Origin of the sequence: Pseudomonas sp. xss_2 (assembly GCF_043104195.1) — a bacterium.
Lineage (GTDB): Bacteria > Pseudomonadota > Gammaproteobacteria > Pseudomonadales > Pseudomonadaceae > Aquipseudomonas > Aquipseudomonas urmiensis.
On record NZ_JBICKL010000056.1, the window covers coordinates 43,994 to 63,028 of the forward strand.

Genomic DNA, 19,035 nt, shown 5'->3' on the forward strand with positions numbered 1-19,035 from the left:
GCACAAATTCTGGCTGCTTGACGCCGTATTTGTGCCGCTCCTGATCAATTAACCTGCGCCTCTCATTCAATGTGCGTAGGAGCTCCACCATGAAAGCACTGCATGCCATTCTCGCTAGCCTGACCCTTGCCACCTTCGTCACCACCGCTCACGCAGCCGAGGAAAAACTCATCTCGGTACCGGACAGCGCTGCGCTGACTTGGAAAGACGTCGACGGCACTAAAGGTGCAGTCAGCTACGCCAACGTCGAAGGCGATCTGTTCGGCAAAGGCCCCTATTCTGCATTCGTGAAATTCAACAAAGGGGTGGATAACGGTCTGCACACCCACAGTCAGACGCTGCCGACCGTGGTCCTGAAGGGGACGTTCTATGCGGTGATCGATGGCAAGCGCACCGAATATCCGGCTGGCTCGTATTACAAGCTGCCGGCCAATCTGGTGCATGAGAGTGGTTGTACTGCCGCAGCCGATTGCCTGCTGTTCCAGTACCAAGCGGATGCGTTCGATCTCAATCCGGTCAAGGGTTGAACCATCAGATTCTGACGCGGCGGGGCGCCGAAGCGCTGTGATGGACAGCGCAGCGGCCCCCTCTGATCCAATGCGGATCAGAAATCGAAGAACACCGTCTCCCCTTCCCCCTGAATACGGATATCGAAGCGATACGCCGTCTTGCCATCAACCTCACAGCGCTTGGCAATCAACGTCTCACGTCGCTGTGGCTGTTCGATCAAATTCAGCACCGGGCACTTGGCGTTAGCCTCGCCTTCGTCATCGAAATACAGCCGCGTATGCAACTGGATGTTGATCCCCCGGGCAAACAGGCTGATGTTGATGTGCGGCGCCATCGGCACACCTGCAGCGTTGTTGACCACGCCCGGCTTGACCGTGTGCAGGGTCCAGTCACCCGAGTCGAAGGTGGTGGCGGTTCGACCAAAGCTGTTGAAGGGGTTCTCCAGGTTGTACTCGTCCTGATACTGACCTTCGGCATCGGCCTGCCAGATCTCCAGGAACGAATCACGCACCAGATGGCCGTTGCCGTCATACACCTGGCCGATCAACAGGATGTGCTCGCCCGGCGCTTCAGGGCGGGCCAGGCGGTTCCAGATTTCCTCTGGGCGGGTCGGGTTACCGGCCGCTTCCAGGGCCAGGCCGATGTGTACGTAGGGGCCGGCAGTCTGCGAGGGCGTTTCCGGCAGCAGTTCGATTGGCATGTCGGCGCTCCTCAGCGGTTTTCGAAGTGGGTCTGGCGCTGACCGCGCAGGACGATGTCAAAGCGGTAGGCCAGGCAATCCATCGGGTTGGCGTTGCTCATGTCGAGCTTGGCGATCAACTGCTGCACCGCTGCCGGGTTGGCGATGGATTTGACGATCGGGCACATCGGGATCAGCGGATCACCTTCGAAATACAGCTGGGTGATCAACTTGGTCGAAATCGACGGGCCACTGACCGAAAAGTGAATGTGCGCCGGGCGCCAGTCATTCGGGCCGTTGCGCCATGGGTACGGGCCGGGCTTGATGGTACGGAAGCTGTAGTAGCCGTCGCTGTCGGTCAGGGCGCGGCCGACGCCACCGAAGTTGGGGTCCAGCGGGGCCAGGTAGCGATCGTTCTTGTGTCGATAGCGACCGCCAGCGTTGGCCTGCCACATTTCCACCAAGGTGTTGGGCACGGGCTTGCCATACTGGTCGATGACCCGGCCGGCCACGATGATGCGCTCGCCGATTGGCAGGCCACCGTTGTCGAAGTTCAGCAGCAGGTCGTTGTCGTGTTGACCAAAGCGCAGATGAGAGAAGTCGGGACCGGTGGTCTCGCTGATCGACTGCGGGATGCTCACCAGCGCCTGGCGCGGGGAACGGGCAATCGAGGTCTTGTAGTCAGGCGTAAAGGCTTTTGGGTGCCAGTTGCGATCACGGATCACGAAGCGGCTGGTGTCCTGGGCGGGCATGCCGTTTTCCTCTTATTGGACTTGTGCGAGCGCCTGTGCGTGGCAGGCGGACTTGCAGTTTCCGGCAGGTCGCGGGGGATGAATATTGAAATCAACGGCCCATAACATAACCATTTGGTTATGGATGCAGCATTAGCTGTCAGAGCGCCGTCCCCTGAACTAATCTTTAACCTCATGTTTCAAGCTGGAGCACACTTCATGGAATGGCGAAAAGGCCGGCGTAGCGACAACGTGGTCGATGCCCGCGGCGAAGGCGGTGGTGGCGGCGGTATGCGCTTTGGTGGCGGTAAAGGGCTTGGCCTCGGCGCGATCTTGCTGATCGTCGGTATCGGCTGGCTGACTGGACAAGACCCGTTGCAGATCCTCGGCCAGATCGCCGGCCAGATGGACCAACAACAAACCCAGACGGCCCCGGCTGGTGTGGAAGGCAAGGCGCCGCCGGCCAATGATGAGCAGGCCGAGTTCGTCGCCTCGATCCTGGGCGACACCGAAGACACCTGGAAGGCGCTGTTTGCCCAGGCTGGCAAACAGTATCGCGACCCCAAGCTGGTGCTGTTCAGCGGCCAGGTCAATTCTGCCTGCGGCTTCGCCTCGTCGGCAGTCGGGCCGTTCTACTGCCCGGGCGATCAGCGGGTATACCTGGACATGAGCTTCTTCCGCGAGATGGAAAGCCGCTTTGCCGCAGCCGGTGATTTTGCCCAGGCCTATGTGATTGCCCATGAGATCGGCCACCACGTGCAGACCCTGCTGGGCGTCTCTTCGCAGGTACAGGCCGCGCGCCAGCGCGGGCAGAAAATGGAGGGCGACAATGGCTTGCTGGTCCGCCAGGAGCTGCAAGCTGACTGCCTGGCGGGGGTGTGGGCCTACCAGGCGCAGAAGCGCTTGAACTGGCTCGAACCTGGCGACATCGAAGAGGCGCTGAACGCCGCCAATGCCATTGGCGATGATCGCCTGCAACAGCAGGGCCAAGGCCGCGTGGTGCCGGACTCCTTCACCCATGGCACCTCGGCGCAGCGTGTGCGCTGGTTCAAGACCGGCTTTGCCAATGGCGATGTGAACCGCTGCGATACCTTTACCGCGCGTAGCCTCTAACCCCTGCCTACTGCTTCGCGGGAAAACCCGCGAAGTTGCCGATGAAAACGCAAACGTTTTCATAGGGTTACAATTCTGCGGAAAAAGCGTTTCAGCTCCAGCCAATCTTGCCGATAACTCCTGCACGAATCAGCGGGCACTCAGGAAGAATAACGCCCAGCGATTCAGATCAAGTGAGCGAAATCATTTTCTGGAGAGCGTGCATGAACAGCTGGTTTGCCAACATCAGCGTCAACCTCAAACTCGGACTGGGCTTTGGCCTGGTCTTGCTGCTGACCGGCCTCTTGGCCCTGACGGGCTGGAACAGCCTGGGCAGCCTGATCGACCGCAGTAACTGGATGGGCGACATCGGTCAGCTCAATAAAGACCTGACCGACCTGCGCGTGGCGCGCCTGCAGTACATGATCGCCAACGGCGACGATACCGCTGCGGCCAACACCCAGGCCAAGCTGGATGCCTTCAGCGCCCAGCAGCAGCACCTGGCGACTACCTTCAAGAGCCCCGAGAACGTCAAGCTGCTCAATGAGCTGGGCGCGATCATCAGCGACTACAAGACCTCGCTGAGCAAGATGCGGGCTGGCTACAAGACCACCCTCGCCAATCGCGAGAACATGAACAAGGCGGCAAGCAAGGCCGATGAAATCCTTGAAAGCATCAGCCGTGACGTGCTCGCCCAAGGTGAAAACGACAGCGTGCGCTTTGCCCAGTACCAGGTCATCAGCAAAACCCGCCAGCAACTGGCCCAGGTCCGAGTAGACGTGCGCGGCTACATTGCCGACAGCGATGCCGCCAGCGAACAGGCTGCCCTGCGTCAGCTCGATGCGGCCCTGGTAGAAGTCGACAACCTCAAGCGCCAACTGCCTAACGAAAGCGCCCGCGTGCAACAGTTCGAAGACAGTGTGCAGGCCTACCGGACCGCTGTGCGCGAGTACCGCGACGCCGTCGCCGCGATCGCCGTGGCGCGTGCCGAAATGACTGTACAGGGTGCCGACATCGTCAAGCGCAGCGACGCGCTGTACAAGATCCAGATCGAGCGCCGCGACATCGAAAGCGCCCAAGCCCGCAGCATGCAGATCATCGCCACCTTGCTGGCGCTGCTGGTGGGTGTCTTGGCAGCAGTCATCATTACCCGGCAGATCACTCGCCCTCTGCGTGAGACCATGGCAGCCGTGGAGCGCATCGCCGGTGGCGACCTGACCCACGATCTGCGCGTCACCCGCCGTGACGAGCTGGGCGTGCTGCAACAGAGCATCGGCCGCATGGGCACCACGCTGCGCGAGCTGATCGGTGGTATTCGCGATGGCGTTACCCAGATTGCCAGCGCCGCTGAAGAGCTGTCGGCGGTGACCGAGCAGACCAGCGCCGGCGCCAACAGCCAGAAAGTCGAAACCGACCAGGTAGCGACCGCCATGCATGAAATGGCCGCGACCGTGCAGGAAGTGGCACGTAACGCCGAGCAAGCCTCGCACGCCGCCACCGGTGCCGACGACGAAGCGCGCGCGGGCGATCGGGTGGTGGGCGAAGCCATCAGCCAGATCGAACGCCTGGCCGAAGAAGTGCACCGCTCCACCGAAGCGATGAACCTGCTGCAGCAGGAAAGCCAGAAGATCGGCAGCGTCATGGACGTGATCAAGTCGGTCGCCGAACAGACCAACCTGCTCGCCCTCAACGCGGCCATCGAAGCTGCTCGTGCCGGTGAGGCGGGTCGTGGTTTTGCCGTGGTCGCCGATGAAGTGCGCGGTCTGGCGCAGCGCACCCAGAAGTCTACCGAAGAGATCGAAGAGCTGGTCGCCAGCCTGCAGAACGGCACCCAGCAGGTGGCCAATGCCATGCTCGGCAGCCGCAACCTGACTGAAAGCAGTGTCGAGTTGGCGCGCAAAGCCGGTGGTTCGTTGGAGAACATCACGCGTACGGTGTCGAACATCCAGTCGATGAACCAACAGATCGCTGCCGCTGCCGAGCAGCAGAGCGCCGTGGCTGAAGAGATCAGCCGCAGCATTCTCAACGTGCGCGATGTCTCGGAACAGACCGCTTCGGCCAGTGATGAAACCGCGGCCTCCAGCGTTGAGCTGGCGCGTCTGGGCGGTCACTTGCAGATGCTGGTCAGCCAGTTCCGCGTCTGACGTCGAACCCATCGCGGGACAAGCCCGCACCTACAGGGGTCGTGTGACCCTGGAGGTGCGGGCTTGTCCCGCGATAACTTCAGCCCTGCCTAAAGGGCTCTATTTGACCACCCGACCCTCGCCGCGCCCACGCGGATCCGAAGCGGTCTCGATCTTCTCGCCCGTCACCCGGATCGCCTGGATATCGCCCATTTCCCAGCCCTGATCCTCCAGCACATAGCCCATCTTCTTCAGCTCCTCAGCCACCGCACCAGTGAGCGGCGCGTAGCTGTCGAAGTAGATAGTGTCCTTGGGCAGCAACTGGTGATGCACGCGCTGCGCGGCCACGGCCTTGTCCAGCGGCATGTTGTAGTCATACAGGTTGTTCATCACCTGGAAGATCGAGGTAAAGATCCGCGATCCCCCCGGGGTGCCGATCACCAGGGTCACCTTGCCGTCGCGCGTCACCAGGCTTGGGCTCATCGACGACAGCATGCGTTTGCCCGGAGCGATCGCGTTGGCCTCGCCGCCGACCACGCCAAAGGCATTGGCTGCACCCGGCTTGGCGCTGAAGTCGTCCATCTCGTCGTTGAGCAGGAAGCCTGCACCCTTGACCACTACACCGCTGCCGTAGTCGAGGTTGAGGGTGTAGGTGTTGCTCACCGCGTTGCCCTGTTTATCGACGATCGAGAAGTGGGTGGTCTGGTGCGGCTCCAGCCCTGGACGGACCTTGTCGGTCGCGGATATGGCAGTGGGGTTGACCTGTTCGGCGCGCTTGGCCAGGTAGTCCTTGGCGATCAGCTTGTCCACTGGCACCTTGGTAAAGGCCGGGTCGCCCAGGTAGTCGGCGCGGTCGGCGAAGACGCGTTTCTCGATCTCGGCCAGCAAGTGGATGTAGCGCGCCGAGTTCTGCTCCACGCCCTTGAAATCGGCGGCACGGTTTTCCTTGATCCCCAGCAGCTGGGCCAGAGCTACGCCGCCAGAGCTTGGCGGCGGTGCGGTATAGACCACATTACCGCGCCAGTCGATGGCCATTGGATCGCGCCACAGCGCCTTGTAGTCCTTCAAATCGTCCTTGGTGATCAGGCCCTTGTCGGCCTGCATCTGCGCCACCAGCAGGTCGGCGGTCTTGCCTTGGTAGAACTCGCTGACACCCTTGTCGGCGATGCGTTCGAGGGTCTGTGCCAGTTCTGGCTGCTTGAACAGCTCGCCGACCTTCATGTTGCCGAAGTAGTCATTGAAGTTGGTCGCGGTCTTGAACATGCCCTGGGCATCGTCGCGGTACTGATACTGCTTCTGGGCGATCTTGAAGCCGTTTTGCGCATAACCGATGGCGGGGGTGAGCAGTTCGCTCCACTTGAGCTTGCCGAACTTCTGATGTGCTTCCCACAGGCCCATCACCGTGCCGGGCACGCCAGCTGCGCGGGCGCCGACCAGGCTGAGGTTTTCGATCACCTCGCCCTTGTCGTCCAGGTACATGTTGCGTGTCGCCGCCTTGGGCGCCACTTCGCGGTAGTCGAGGAAGTACGGTTTGCCATCGACGAACAGGGTCATGAAGCCACCGCCGCCGATGTTGCCGGCCTCGGGGTAGGTCACCGCCAGGGTAAAGGCCGTGGCTACCGCGGCATCCACGGCGTTACCGCCTTTTTTCAGGATATCGGCGGCCACCTGTGCGCCATATTGATCGGGGGCAGCCACCGCGCCGCCCTCCAGGGTGACGGCGAAGGCCGACGAACAGCTCAGGATCGCGGCCCCGAGGGCCATGGACTGGAACATGACAAGACGCATGTGCGCTTCCTTGGTGTTGTTTTTGTTGATCAGTCATTAAGGCCGAAGCGTTTCGACTAAGCAAACAACCCAGGAGCATTACGACGCCAATCAGCCAAAACTGTCGCGTTCAGAACACTGTTTTTTCCATTACGCAGAGCAGGCGTACCCCGCCAGCTTGTGCTGGATGAAGTCGAGGAAGCACTGAATGCGCAGCGCCAGCTGGGTGTTGCGGTAGTACACCGCATGGATCGGCTGGCGATAGCCGTTGTTGGCCTCGTTCAGCAGCACCTGCAAGCGCCCGGCGCGGATGTCTTCATGGGTCATGAAGTGCGACAGGCTGACGATGCCCTCACCTGATAGCGCCAGCTGGCGCAGGGTCTCCCCACTGGAGGCGATCAGGCTGGGGCGGATCGTCCAGCGATCGCCTTCGGCATGGCGTAGCGGCCATTGATTGAGCACCTCAGGCTGGCTGAAGCCGAGCAGGCAATGCTGGTGCAGATCCTCGACTCTGAGCGGCGTGCCATGGCGCTCGAGATACGCCGGGCTTGCCAGGATCTGCATCGGGCTGCAGCCGAGCGAGCGTGCATGCAGGCTGGAGTCGGCCAGCTCGCCAATGCGAATGGCCACGTCGGTGCTTTGCTCCAGCAGGTCGATGATCAAATCGTCGGTATTCAACTCAAGCTCGATACCGGGGTACTGCTGACGGAACTCGCCGATCCACGGCACGATGGCATGCAGCATGAACGGTGCTGCGGCATTGATGCGTAGCCGGCCCGAAGGGGTTTGCCGGTTCATCGACAGGCGCTCTTCCATCTCGTCCATCTGTTCGAGGATGGTCCGCGAGCGTTCGAGGAAGAAACGGCCCTCTTCGGTCAGGTCCATGCGCCGGGTGGTGCGGTTGACCAAGGTGGTGCCAAGTTTGCCTTCCAGGCGCGACAGGGTGCGACTGACCGCCGACGGCGTCTGGCCCATCTGCTCGGCGGCGGCGGAGATCGAACCACAATCGATGACGGTGACGAATACCTGGAGTTCTTCTGAACGGGTTTTCACTTGGCGGCCTGCACTTGAATGACGCGATGATAGATAGCCGGTTGAGCCTCCCCCTGCAAGCGATCTGAGGGCCCGTGCAGCCCCCTCAGCAATCAGCGCATCAGTTGGCCTTGCCGAACACCTTGGCCAGATGCGCCTCGTAGGCTGCCATGGTCGCCGGCACATCGGGACGTTTCATCACATCCACTGCCAGGAAGGTCGGCAGGCCGGTCATGCCGAGGAACTGGTTGGCCTTGTGGAACGGGAAGTACACCGCATCCACGCCCTTGCCTTCGAAGAAGTCGCTCGGATCGTCAAAAGCCTGCTGCGGGGCGTTCCAAGTGACCGAGAGCATGTACTGCTTGCCGTGGATCAGACCACCACTGCCGTACTTTTGCGAAGCATCGGAGCGGGTGCGGCCATCACTGGCGTACAGGCTGCCGTGACCTGCGGTGAACACCTCATCGATGTACTGCTTGACGGTAAACGGCGCGCCCATCCACCAGCCTGGCATCTGATAGATCACCACATCGGCCCACAGGTACTTCTCGACTTCTTCCTGGATGTCATAGCCGCCATCGATGAAGGTCTGCTTGACGTCGTATCCGGCGCGGTCCAGGTAGGCGAGCGCCAGGTCGTGCAGGGTTTCGTTCAGACGGCCATCGGAATGGGCAAAGCGTTTACCGCCATTGAGCAGGAGAATCTTTTTCATGGTGGGCCTCTAAATGTGTCTGGGTCGATCTGGCGACCGAATGGGATGACGGCAGATTAGGGGCTCGCGAGCGGGGGAAACAGCAGGGGCGGAGCAAAATACATTTGCCTGCAATTCACAAATGGCACTCTGATTGTTGCTTTAAAATCGGCGTACCACTTTCTTCAGAGGCCCAACCCATGAGTGAGCAATACGCCTTTATCCTCAAAGCCAAGACCCGCCCAGAGAAGGCAGAAGCCTTCGAGCAACTGTTCCGTGGCTATGTCGAACCGAGCCGCCAGGAGCCTGGTTGCATCGAGTACCACATGCTGCGTGACCAGCAGGACCCGAGCCTGTTCGTGTTCTTCGAGGTGTGGGCCGACAAGGCTGCGCTGGATGTGCACTCGGCCCTACCGCACATGCAGCAGTTCTTCGCCCAGCGCATGGACTACCTGGAACGCGACTTCGATATCCAAATGATCGAAATGCTCAGCCCGTCGTCGGCTAGCCGTTAACCAGCAGATGCCCGCCCAGCACTGACAGGCCAATGAAAAAACAGCGCCTGAAGAGCTGGGCGCTGATCCGCTGGCGCAGCCACTGGCCAGCGAACATACCCAGCAAGGCGGGCGCCAGCATCACCAGCGAAGCGCCCAACGCCTGCCCACCCAGGGCATCCTGTCCGCTCAGGCCCACTGCCAGGGCGAGGGTCGAGACGCTGAACGACAGGCCCAGGGCCTGGATCATTTCTTCTCGCGACAAGCCCAGGCCTTGCAGATACGGCACTACGGGCATGACGAAGACGCCGGTGGCGGCCGTCAGCACACCGGTCAGCAACCCACACAATGGCCCCAGCCAGCGCTCACGTGGCGCTGCGATGCGAAAGCCCGGCCCTACCAGGCCATACAGCGCATACACCAGTAGCGCCCCACCCAAGGCATGCGCCGCCCACGGCCCACTGTTTATGCCCAACCAGACACTGCCCAGCAGCGTGCCCAGCACGATCATCAGCAGCATGCCCGCCAGCCGCCGTGATAGCGCCCGCAGGTGCCCACCGGTTGCCAGCTGCCAGAGATTGGTCAAGGTCGACGGCACGATCAACAGCGCCGCAGCCTGCGCCGGCGGCATAGCCAGACCTAAAAGGCCCATGGCGACCGTTGGCAGGCCAAGGCCGATCACGCCCTTCACCGTACCAGCCAGAAGAAAAGTCACCAGCACCAGCAGCGAAAGTGCCGGGCCTATGTCGTTGTAGAACGCGAGCAAAGTATCCATGGGCGAATACTGCCGCGGCGGCCAGTGCCTGAAAATCTGCCATATACTCAGCCAGGCTCTTGCCAGGACAGAGGCACATGCATTTCGATCTGACTGACCTCAAGCTGTTCCAGCACACCTTGGAGTGCGGCAATATCACCGCTGGCGCGCAGCGCAGCCACCTGTCGCTGCCTGCGGCCAGCGCGCGCATTCGAGCGATGGAGGCGTCGCTCGGTATCGCCCTGCTCGAGCGCAACCGCCGTGGCGTGCAAGCGACCCCAGCGGGCCAGGCCTTGTTCCAGCATGCGCGGCTGATCGCCCAGCAGGTCGACCGACTGCAGTACGACCTGGCGCAATACGCTCAAGGCCAGCAAGGCCAGGTGCGCCTGTTGTGCAATACCGCCGCGCTCACCGAGTATCTGCCCGAACTGCTCGCCGCCTACCTGGTGGACTGCCCCGCTGTCAGTGTCGAAGTCCAGGAGCTGCCTAGCCTGCGCATCGTCCAGGCGATCACTCAGGGCATGGCCGAGCTGGGTATCATCTCAACCGCCGCGCCCTGCGCGCATCTGCAAACCCGCCCTTTTCGCGACGACCCGCTGGTATTGATCATGCCACTCGGGCATCCCCTGACCGAGCAGCACGCCCCCAGCTTCAGCGACAGCCTCGCCCACGGCCATGTGGCCCTTGGCAGCCAAAGCGCGTTGGCCCTGCACCTGGAGGAGCAGGCCCTGCGTCAGGGCCTGCGCATGCAGGTACGCGTCCGCGCCGAGGGCTTCGACGGGGTCATTCGCATGGTCGCTGGGGGCGCAGGGGTGAGCGTGGTACCGCTGGCTTCGGTGCGCCGCTGGGAGGCCGTATTGCCACTTCGCTGGGTGGCGCTAGGCGAAGATTGGGCCAATCGCCGGTTGCAGCTGTGCGCGCGAGATTTCGCTGCCTTACCGGGGTTTGCCACAAAGCTGGTTGAACGCCTGGTGAAGCGGTAAGCAGCGTTGCAATCGTTGCAAATCAATGGGCCAGTGCCAGCTCGCGCAATGCGGCCGAAGCCAAAAAGCCAGAACGTGAAGCATAGCGATGATCACGTTTTACTTTCTCATCAATACGCTGCAAGAGGTTTTCCGGCAACGTGGCGTTAAACCGTACAGCCCTACCGAGATACGGTGTGACATCGAAATCCACTACCGCCCACACCCCGCCGGCATAATCTGGATTTGCGACATGTAGATCGATTTCCTGCGCTTGCGGCAATGCCTCCCCATCGGCCACCAGCCCTTCAAAATGCAGTGCGAGGGCCTCCTGAACATTCTCCAGCGCTTGTGCAACGCTCGCACCTGCTGAAAAACAGCCAGGTACATCGGGCACGATCACACCGTAGTCCGACTCAACGTCTTTGTGCATCACAACCGGAAATTTCATTGCGCCTCTCCGTAAATTTTCGAGCCTGCAGACCTTGGGCCTGCCCCTACTTCAAACCTGCTTGTTTCAAGATGCTGTGCACTGTGCCTTTGGGTAGCTCACTTTTAGGATGGGGAACCGTAACCCTGCCTCGCTTCACGGGGTGTCTGAATTGATGATGACTGCCCTTCACCTCGACCTGATAACACCCGTGCGCCTCAATAAGTTCGATCACATCCCTACTGCGCATTGATTCTTCCTTGGGCAGTTAGTGTGTATGGTACACACCTAAATTAACAAGAACAAAGCGCAGTACACACCATGCATACTCAAGACGACGAGCGGCGGGCTCGGCATTACCCATAGCTCTATACCTCAGGGCTTGTAAGAAAAATCAAACTTGCTGTTAATAGGCCGATTTCTCACAATCCCTACTGCTTCGTCTTCGATGAGCACCCCGAAAAGGAATTTCAAGTGCCCTCCATCTATCAACTAAAACCACGCTTTCAGGCCTTGCTGCGCCCTTCGGTGCAGCGCCTGTACGAGCGCGGCGTCACTGCCAACCAGGTCACCGTCTGTGCTGCAGTGGTTTCAGTGTTGCTGGGCGTGCTGTTGGCCTGGCTCGCGCACGTCACCTGGTTATTCGTCCTGATTCCGCTATGGATGCTGCTGCGCATGGCACTGAACGCCGTGGACGGCATGCTCGCCCGTGAGTTCGGCCAGCAATCCAAGCTCGGCGCCTACCTCAACGAGCTCAGCGACGTGATCGCCGATGCCGCCCTGTACCTGCCCTTCGCGCTGTTGGCTGGCGTGTCGCCAACCCTGGTGGTGCTGGTGGTGATCAGCGCGCTGATCTGCGAATACGCCGGGGTGATGGGGCCGCTGGCCGGCGCTTCGCGGCGCTATGACGGGCCGATGGGCAAGAGCGATCGGGCGTTTGCCTTCGGCGTTTTGGGTGCTGGGGTGGCCTTCGGCCTGCTCAGCCCGACCTGGATCAACGGCCTGCTGCTGGTCATTGCGCTGCTGTCGCTCTATACCCTCTACAACCGGGTACGTCGCGGGTTGGCTGAAGCCCGCTGAGCCCCCTCGCTGCCCTCATTGCTGCCGGACAAGGATTTTCGCCATGCGCCAAGCGCAATCGCTGCATTTCACTACCCATGACGGCGTCGAGCTGCATTACCGTTACTGGCCCGCCACGCGTAACGAGCATCAGCCACGACGCGCCGTGGTGATGTTCCATCGCGGCCACGAACACGGTGGGCGCCTGGCCCACCTGGTCGATGAGCTGGACATGCCGGGCTACGACTTCTTCGCCTGGGACGCCCGTGGCCATGGCCAGTCGCCCGGGGCGCGTGGCGACAGCCCGGGCTTTGCCTGCAGCGTGCGCGACGTGCAGACCTTCATCGAGCATATTCACGCCAGCCACGGCATCGAAGAGCAAGACATGGTGGTGCTGGCGCAGAGTGTCGGGGCAGTCCTGATCGCCACCTGGGCCCACGACTACGCACCCAAGGTCCGCTGCCTGGTGCTCGCCTCGCCAGCGTTCAAGGTCAAGCTCTACGTGCCCTTCGCCCGGCCTGGCCTGAAACTGCTGAAAGCGCTGCGCGGCAACTTCTTCGTCAACAGCTACGTCAAGCCACGCCTGCTCACCCACGACCCGGAGCGAGTCGCCTCGTATGTGGCCGACCCACTGATCAGCCGGCCGATCTCAGTGACCATGCTGCTGGGTCTCTATGAGGCGGCCGACCGCGTGGTGGCCGACGCCCAGGCGATCCAGCTACCGACCCAGCTGCTGGTCTCCGGCGCTGATCTGGTGGTTGAGCGCAAGCCTCAAGAGCTGTTCTTCCAACGCCTGGGCAGCGCGCGTAAAGAGCTGCATGTGCTGCCCGGCTTTTTCCATGACACCCTCGGCGAGCGGGATCGCGCCCATGCCCTGGCGCGGATCAGCCGCTTCGTCGAGCACTGCTTTGCCTCGCCAGTGGCGGCGCCCTCGTTGCTCGATGCCGACAAGACCGGCGCCAGCTGCGCCGAAGCCGAAAGCCTGGCAGCGCCATTGCCGCGCAACTCGCCTCGCGATCTGTACTGGCGCGCCACCCGCGCTGGCCTGCGTCTAGGCCAGGGCTTGTCCGAAGGGGTGAAGCTGGGCTTCGCCACAGGCTTCGACTCCGGCAGCACGCTTGATTACGTCTACCGCAACCAAGCCACCGGCAAGGGCAAGCTCGGCGAACTGATCGACCGTAACTACCTCGATGCCATCGGCTGGCGTGGCATTCGCCAACGCAAGCTGCATGTCGAAGAGCTACTGCGCCAAGCCATTGGCCTCCTGCATGAACAGGGTAAGCCGGTGAACATCGTCGACATCGCCGCCGGCCACGGTCGCTACATCCTCGAAGCCCTGCAGGAGCTGGAGCAACTGCCAGACTCGATCCTGCTGCGTGACTACAGCGAGCTGAATGTCGAGCAAGGCACGGCATTGATCGCCGAAAAAGGCCTCGGCGAGATTGCTCGCTTTGTCCAGGGCGATGCCTTCGACCGCCAGAGCCTGGCGGCGCTCGACCCTCGCCCGACGTTGGCGGTGGTGTCCGGGCTGTATGAGCTATTCGCGAGCAACCAGCTAGTTGGCAACTCCCTGTCAGGCCTGGCCGATGCGGTCGAGCCGGGCGGTTATCTGGTCTACACCGGGCAACCCTGGCACCCGCAACTGGAGATGATCGCCCGCGCCCTGACCAGCCACCGAGGCGGCCAGGCCTGGGTGATGCGCCGGCGCAGCCAGGCGGAGATGGACCAATTGGTGGCAGCGGCAGGTTTTCGCAAGATCACCCAGCGCATCGATGAGTGGGGCATCTTCAGTGTCAGCCTGGCGCAGCGGGTCAATGGATGAGTCGTGAGCCTGGGCTGATTCGTCGTGGCGTGTTGTGGCTGTTGCTGCTCGGCCCGTTTTTCTTCCTCAGCTATGGCCTGGCCAACACCTACACCGCAACCCGAGACGATGTCGGCAGCCTGGTGTTCGCTTGGGAAACGCAGATGCCATTGTGGCCGTGGACGATCATTCCCTATTGGTCGATCGACCTGCTTTACGGGCTGTCGTTTTTGTTGCCGCGCAGTCGCCGCGAAATGGACCGGCATGCCCTGGCGCTGCTCACCGCGCAGCTGATCTGCGTCGCGAGTTTCTTGCTGTGGCCGCTGCGTTTCACCTTCGAGCGTCCGGAGTTGGGCGGCCTGTTTGGCTGGCTGTTCGATGTGCTGATGGGCTTCGACAAACCCTTCAACCAAGCGCCCTCGTTGCACATCGCGCTGCTGGTGATCATCTGGACGATGTTTGCCCGGCATGTACGCCATCCTATCGGGCGCATCGTGCTGCATGGCTGGATGGGGCTGATCGGGGTATCGGTGCTGACTACCTGGCAGCACCACTTCATCGACTTACCCACGGGGGCATTGGTTGGTTTTCTATGCGTCTGGTTGTGGCCCGGCGAGGGCACATTACCGCTGCTGCAAGCCCGCCTTGCAGGCGATCGCAAACGCTGGCGGCTGGCCTTGCGCTATGCCCTGGGCGCGGCGCTGTGCGCTTGGCCAGGGTTGGCGATGGGCGGTGCTTGGCTGTGGTTGCTGTGGCCGGCCGTATCGCTGTTGCTGGTGGCCTTGAACTACGCGCTGCTGGGTGCTGACGGATTTCAGAAAGGCGCCGATGGGCGGCTGTCGGTAGCAGCGGGTTGGTTGCTGGCGCCCTATCTGTCGGGGGCGTGGCTCAACTCCAGGTTGTGGACACGGCGCCATCCGCAGGCCGATGAGGTGTGTGATGGGGTTTACCTGGGGCGCATTCCGGGGCGGGGGGAAGTTAATGGGTTCGTGGCGATTGTGGATCTGTGTGCAGAGCTACCCTGCAGAGCTGTAGTTGCCTGTGCCGGCCTCTTCGCGGGCAAGCGCGCTCCCACAGAGATCTCGGCGGATGCTGCGGTCCCTGTAGGAGCGGGCTTGCCCGCGAAGGGGCAGGCACAGGCACCAACCACCCCTCAGCCGAGCTACAAAAGCTTGCCTACCCTGGATTTGGTCATCCCCGACGCCGCCCTTCTGCGACAGGCCGCCGAGACCATCGAGCAGCTCCATCATCGGGGCCCCGTACTGGTCTGCTGCGCCTTGGGCTATTCACGCAGCGCCAGCGCCGTGGCCGCCTGGTTACTGCACAGCGGCCGCTGCGCGGATATCAGCGAGGCTGAAGCGCGCATCCGCCAGGCCCGCCCAGGCGTGGTGTTGCACCCCGGCCATCGCTTGGCGTTGCAACAGCTAGGAGCCCAAGCATGAACCTGCATCTGGTCGCCACCCTGCTCGCCCGCGGTCAGCAGTTGGAACGAGTCTCTGACGGCATCAGCCTGCTGGCCTTGGCCTATACCCTGGCGCCGCTGCTGGGGCTGGCGTTGCCGGCACTGGCCAGTGCGCTGTGCATCCTGCTGGTTTGCCTGGGCCTGCTGCACAAGTACTGGGCGATCCGTGTGGCACTGGACGCCGAGCTATTCGCTCACCTCGCCAACAGCACCGACCTGACGACGGCCACCCAACAACTCGACCGCGCCCTGTTCGACCTCAACTTGAAAGCTAACGCCAGCGACCCGCGCGACTGGCCCAGTCGCAGCCAGGCCGCTCTCGCCCTGTTGCGCCGTCAGGCGCTGTGCCTGGGCCTGCAGGTCGCGCTAGTACTGACTACCCTGCTGACACTCCCATTTATCGGATAAGAACCGTGCCATGCTCGCCGCCCTGACTGCCTTTGCCATCACCTCCGCCGCCCGCCTGATCACGGGCGCCCGCGCCCTGTGGCTGGGCTGCACACCACAACCGGTGCAGCGCCTGTACTTCGCCAACCACAGCAGCCATGGCGACTTCGTCCTGCTGTGGGCTTCGCTGCCTGCCCCTTTGCGCCAGCGAACCCGGCCGGTGGCTGGCGCCGACTACTGGGCCAAGCCTGGGCTGCGCGATTTCGTCATTCGCAAGGTGTTCAATGGCGTGCTGATCGATCGCCAGCAGAGCGAGCCGCACGACAATCCCTTGCAGCCGGTGCTGGACGCCCTGGCCGCCGGTGATTCGCTGATCTTCTTCCCCGAGGGCACGCGCAACCTCAGTGATGAGCCGTTGCTGCCGTTCAAAAGCGGCCTGTTCCACCTCGCCGCTGGCAATCCGAGTATCGAACTGGTGCCGGTGTGGATCGCCAACCTCAACCGGGTCATGCCCAAGGGCCGCGCCCTGCCGCTGCCACTGTTGTGCACCCTGAGCTTTGGCGAGCCACTGCACCTGGACGCCGCTGAAGGCAAGCACGCATTTCTCGAGCGGGCCCGCCAGGCTCTGCTGAACCTGGCCCCCAAGGAAGCCTGAGATGGACCACAACACCTATACCCTGTTCGCCGGTATCGGCGCCCTGCTACTGCTCGCCAGTGTCATCGGCCGCCTGCTCAAGTGGCGCGCGGGCCCGGCGCCGCACGCAGTCATCGACAACCTCAACGCGCGGATCAACGCCTGGTGGGTGATGGTGCTGGTGATCGGCATCGCCTTCCTGTTCGGCAAGTACGGCGTCATCGTGCTGTTCTACTGCGTGTCGTTCTATGCGCTGCGCGAGTTCATGACCCTGACCCCGACCCGACGCGGCGACTACCCGGCCTTGGTGGCGGCGTTCTACGTGGCACTGCCGGTGCAGTACCTGCTGATCGCGATGGACTGGTATGGGCTGTTCAGCATTTTCATTCCGGTCTATCTGTTCCTGTTCCTGCCGATCCTGGCCAGCTTCGGCGGTGATACCACGCGCTTTCTCGAGCGCGCCTCGAAGGTGCAGTGGGGCCTGATGATCGCGGTCTATTGCTTGTCCTCGGTGCCTGCGCTGTTGACCCTGGATATTCCCGGTTTCGAGGGCCGCAACCTGCTGCTGATCGCCTGGCTGATCCTGGTGGTGCAGATCAGCGACGTGCTGCAGTACGTGTGCGGCAAATTGTTCGGCAAGCGCAAGGTGGCGCCCAACCTGTCGCCGTCCAAGACCCTCGAAGGCCTGCTCGGCGGCGTGGCCCTGGCCACCCTGGTCGGCGCGGCGCTGTGCTGGATCACCCCGTTCAGCTTCTGGCAGGCGGCGCTGATGGCACTGACGGTCAATGCCATGGGTTTCTTCGGCGGCCTGGTGATGTCGGCGATCAAGCGTGATCGCGGGGTCAAAGACTGGGGCCACATGATCGAAGGCCATGGCGGCATGCTCGACCGGATGGATTCGGTATGCTTCGCAGCGCCGGTGTTCTTTCACTTCGTGCGCTACTGGTGGGCCTGATCAGCCGGGCATAGCGCGACCAGGCAGGTGGACGTCGAGCCCAGGCAACTGGGCCGAGGTCGATAGCCCTATGGTGATGAGTCTTCGAACCCACCAACAGGAAACCTGCCATGTCCGATTTCATCACCGTCCTGCGCGAAACCTGCCCGACTCCGGTGGTCGACGCCACCAAGTGGAAGCGCATTGGCGGAGATCCGCACACCGTCAACCTCAACGCCTACCTGTCGGCTGACGGCAGCAAGATCATGGGCACCTGGATCTGCACCCCAGGCAAGTTCGAGGTCAATTATGACAAGTGGGAGTTCTGCCACTTCCTCGACGGCTACTGCATCATCACCCCCGAAGGTGAAGAGCCAAAACACCTGAAAGCGGGTGATGTATTTGTCATCGAACCCGGGATGAAGGGCACCTGGGAAGTGGTCGAGACGGTACGCAAATACTTCGTCTTCGCCTGATTAGCGCTCCCAAGCTGCTCAACCAAGCGAAAAAAATCGCAGCTCAAACGCCCCTCCCCCAGGTGCGCAGTTACAGGGGGAGAGTCGTTCGAGCCGCGATCAAGATGAAGCCCACCTCGTTGCTCAGTCTTTCTTGCGATAACCCTCGACGATGGCCGAGAAGTCTTTGCCGCCTTCACCGCGCAGGCTCATGGCCTGGTACAGCTGCTGTGCCACCGCACCGAGAATTACCGGCTGGTGCGCCTGACGCGCCGCCTCGGTGGCCAGCCCCAGGTCCTTGAGCATCAACTCAGCGCCAAAGCCGCCGGTATAGCCACGGGCCGCCGGGGCACTGTCGATCACCCCCGGCCACGGGTTATAGGTATCCGAACTCCAGCAACGCCCAGTCGAGCTGTTGATGATGCCGGCCAGCACCTTGGTATCGATCCCTAGTGCGTTGCCCAGGGCCATGGCCTCGGACACGCCGATCATCGAGATGCCCAGCAGCAGGTTGTTGCAGATCTTGGCGATCTGCCCGGTACCCACCTCACCGCAATGGACGATATTGCGCCCCATCTGCTTGAGCACCGGCTCCAGCGTGGCGAACAGCTCGGCACTCGCGCCGACCATGAAGGTCAGGGTGCCTGCTGCTGCGCCACCGGTGCCGCCCGATACCGGCGCATCGCCCATGTCCACGCCCTTGGCGGCGGCCGCCTTGGACACATCACGCGCGGTCTGCGGATCGATGGTGCTGCAATCGACTGTCGGCGTGCCCGGTTTTACCCCGGCCAATACCCCGTCTTCGTTCAAATACACGCTGCGCACATGGGCGGCAGCCGGCAGCATGGTGATGACCAGCTCGCTGGCGGCGGCAGCGTCCTTGGGCGAGGCACTGATCTGCCCGCCCAGTTCGGCAAGCTCAGCCAGCACGGTCTTGTTCAAATCGAACAGGTTCAGCTGATGGCCGGCCTTGATCAGGTTGCGCGCCATAGGCGCGCCCATGTTGCCCAGACCGATGAATGCAATGCGCATGGGGGC

Annotated in this window: 21 protein-coding genes and 1 pseudogene; 13 read left to right on the top strand and 9 right to left on the bottom strand. The window is 62.2% G+C overall.

Annotated elements, in window-relative coordinates:
• Nucleotides 1-89 precede the first annotated feature (89 nt).
• Complete coding sequence (locus ACF8K2_RS13515; protein ID WP_392465247.1) at nt 90-527, top strand: cupin domain-containing protein; 438 nt, start codon at nt 90-92, stop codon at nt 525-527.
• Between the two features lie 77 nt (nt 528-604).
• On the opposite strand, the gene pcaG is transcribed toward ACF8K2_RS13515, so the two are convergent.
• Entirely contained in the window at nt 605-1,210 is a 606-nt protein-coding gene (gene pcaG / locus ACF8K2_RS13520) for a protocatechuate 3,4-dioxygenase subunit alpha (RefSeq protein WP_392465248.1), read from the bottom strand.
• An 11-nt stretch (nt 1,211-1,221) separates the two neighbouring features.
• Nucleotides 1,222-1,941 (bottom strand): protocatechuate 3,4-dioxygenase subunit beta, encoded by a 720-nt coding sequence (gene pcaH / locus ACF8K2_RS13525; RefSeq protein ID WP_186554268.1) that lies wholly within the window; start codon nt 1,939-1,941, stop codon nt 1,222-1,224.
• Between the two features lie 198 nt (nt 1,942-2,139).
• Here pcaH and ACF8K2_RS13530 point away from each other — a divergent pair, with 198 nt between their 5' ends.
• The 3 genes and pseudogenes from ACF8K2_RS13530 to ACF8K2_RS13540 all read left to right on the top strand — a co-directional run bounded on the left by ACF8K2_RS13530 (nt 2,140) and on the right by ACF8K2_RS13540 (nt 5,156).
• A complete protein-coding gene (locus tag ACF8K2_RS13530) occupies nt 2,140-3,033 on the top strand; it encodes a neutral zinc metallopeptidase (protein WP_186554269.1) in 894 nt (297 codons plus the stop codon).
• Between the two features lie 338 nt (nt 3,034-3,371).
• Nucleotides 3,372-4,301, top strand: a pseudogene (locus ACF8K2_RS13535) (methyl-accepting chemotaxis protein); the annotation flags it as partial.
• Between the two features lie 141 nt (nt 4,302-4,442).
• Nucleotides 4,443-5,156: a methyl-accepting chemotaxis protein gene (locus ACF8K2_RS13540; protein WP_392465268.1), complete on the top strand. Its 714-nt coding sequence runs from the start codon at nt 4,443-4,445 to the stop codon at nt 5,154-5,156.
• Nucleotides 5,157-5,255: 99 nt separating this feature from the next.
• Here ACF8K2_RS13540 and ggt read toward each other — a convergent pair whose 3' ends face one another.
• The 3 genes from ggt to ACF8K2_RS13555 form a co-directional block, all read right to left on the bottom strand.
• Nucleotides 5,256-6,923 (bottom strand): gamma-glutamyltransferase, encoded by a 1,668-nt coding sequence (gene ggt, locus ACF8K2_RS13545; RefSeq protein WP_186554271.1) that lies wholly within the window; start codon nt 6,921-6,923, stop codon nt 5,256-5,258.
• Nucleotides 6,924-7,052: 129 nt separating this feature from the next.
• Entirely contained in the window at nt 7,053-7,955 is a 903-nt protein-coding gene (locus ACF8K2_RS13550; RefSeq protein ID WP_392465250.1) for a LysR family transcriptional regulator, read from the bottom strand.
• Between the two features lie 100 nt (nt 7,956-8,055).
• A complete protein-coding gene (locus tag ACF8K2_RS13555; protein ID WP_186554273.1) occupies nt 8,056-8,646 on the bottom strand; it encodes an NAD(P)H-dependent oxidoreductase in 591 nt (196 codons plus the stop codon).
• 179 nt (nt 8,647-8,825) lie between these two features.
• On the opposite strand from ACF8K2_RS13555, the gene ACF8K2_RS13560 reads away from it, so the two are divergent.
• Complete coding sequence (locus ACF8K2_RS13560; RefSeq protein ID WP_186554274.1) at nt 8,826-9,140, top strand: putative quinol monooxygenase; 315 nt, start codon at nt 8,826-8,828, stop codon at nt 9,138-9,140.
• On the opposite strand, the gene ACF8K2_RS13565 is transcribed toward ACF8K2_RS13560, so the two are convergent.
• Entirely contained in the window at nt 9,130-9,894 is a 765-nt protein-coding gene (locus ACF8K2_RS13565) for a sulfite exporter TauE/SafE family protein (RefSeq protein WP_392465251.1), read from the bottom strand. The genes ACF8K2_RS13560 and ACF8K2_RS13565 overlap by 11 nt on opposite strands.
• Before the next feature lie 77 nt (nt 9,895-9,971).
• Between ACF8K2_RS13565 and ACF8K2_RS13570 the strand changes: the two genes are divergently transcribed.
• The gene (locus tag ACF8K2_RS13570; RefSeq protein WP_392465253.1) at nt 9,972-10,856 is read left to right on the top strand and encodes a LysR family transcriptional regulator; all 885 of its coding nucleotides are present in this window, start codon (nt 9,972-9,974) and stop codon (nt 10,854-10,856) included.
• 22 nt (nt 10,857-10,878) lie between these two features.
• Here the strand turns inward: ACF8K2_RS13570 and ACF8K2_RS13575 are convergent, their stop codons facing one another.
• On the bottom strand, nt 10,879-11,286 hold the full coding sequence (locus ACF8K2_RS13575; protein WP_392465254.1) for a type II toxin-antitoxin system HicB family antitoxin: 408 nt from the start codon (nt 11,284-11,286) through the stop codon (nt 10,879-10,881).
• 46 nt (nt 11,287-11,332) lie between these two features.
• Nucleotides 11,333-11,515, bottom strand: coding sequence for a type II toxin-antitoxin system HicA family toxin (locus tag ACF8K2_RS13580; protein ID WP_392465255.1), 183 nt, complete (start codon nt 11,513-11,515; stop codon nt 11,333-11,335).
• Between the two features lie 224 nt (nt 11,516-11,739).
• On the opposite strand from ACF8K2_RS13580, the gene ACF8K2_RS13585 reads away from it, so the two are divergent.
• The 7 genes from ACF8K2_RS13585 (at nt 11,740) to ACF8K2_RS13615 (ending at nt 18,018) form a co-directional block, all read left to right on the top strand.
• Complete coding sequence (locus ACF8K2_RS13585; RefSeq protein ID WP_186554279.1) at nt 11,740-12,345, top strand: CDP-alcohol phosphatidyltransferase family protein; 606 nt, start codon at nt 11,740-11,742, stop codon at nt 12,343-12,345.
• A gap of 43 nt (nt 12,346-12,388) precedes the next feature.
• Complete coding sequence (locus tag ACF8K2_RS13590; RefSeq protein WP_392465257.1) at nt 12,389-14,146, top strand: bifunctional alpha/beta hydrolase/class I SAM-dependent methyltransferase; 1,758 nt, start codon at nt 12,389-12,391, stop codon at nt 14,144-14,146.
• Nucleotides 14,143-15,567, top strand: a complete 1,425-nt coding sequence (locus tag ACF8K2_RS13595; protein ID WP_392465258.1) for a dual specificity protein phosphatase family protein — start codon at nt 14,143-14,145, stop codon at nt 15,565-15,567. Before ACF8K2_RS13590 ends, ACF8K2_RS13595 begins: the two co-directional genes overlap by 4 nt.
• A complete protein-coding gene (locus tag ACF8K2_RS13600) occupies nt 15,564-15,995 on the top strand; it encodes a hypothetical protein (protein ID WP_392465260.1) in 432 nt (143 codons plus the stop codon). Before ACF8K2_RS13595 ends, ACF8K2_RS13600 begins: the two co-directional genes overlap by 4 nt.
• A gap of 10 nt (nt 15,996-16,005) precedes the next feature.
• The gene (locus ACF8K2_RS13605; protein WP_264234662.1) at nt 16,006-16,629 is read left to right on the top strand and encodes a lysophospholipid acyltransferase family protein; all 624 of its coding nucleotides are present in this window, start codon (nt 16,006-16,008) and stop codon (nt 16,627-16,629) included.
• A 1-nt stretch (nt 16,630) separates the two neighbouring features.
• On the top strand, nt 16,631-17,563 hold the full coding sequence (locus tag ACF8K2_RS13610) for a phosphatidate cytidylyltransferase (RefSeq protein ID WP_312155591.1): 933 nt from the start codon (nt 16,631-16,633) through the stop codon (nt 17,561-17,563).
• A gap of 110 nt (nt 17,564-17,673) precedes the next feature.
• The gene (locus ACF8K2_RS13615) at nt 17,674-18,018 is read left to right on the top strand and encodes a cupin domain-containing protein (RefSeq protein WP_003251579.1); all 345 of its coding nucleotides are present in this window, start codon (nt 17,674-17,676) and stop codon (nt 18,016-18,018) included.
• Between the two features lie 123 nt (nt 18,019-18,141).
• Here the strand turns inward: ACF8K2_RS13615 and mmsB are convergent, their stop codons facing one another.
• Complete coding sequence (gene mmsB, locus ACF8K2_RS13620) at nt 18,142-19,029, bottom strand: 3-hydroxyisobutyrate dehydrogenase (protein WP_186554285.1); 888 nt, start codon at nt 19,027-19,029, stop codon at nt 18,142-18,144.
• Nucleotides 19,030-19,035 lie beyond the last annotated feature (6 nt).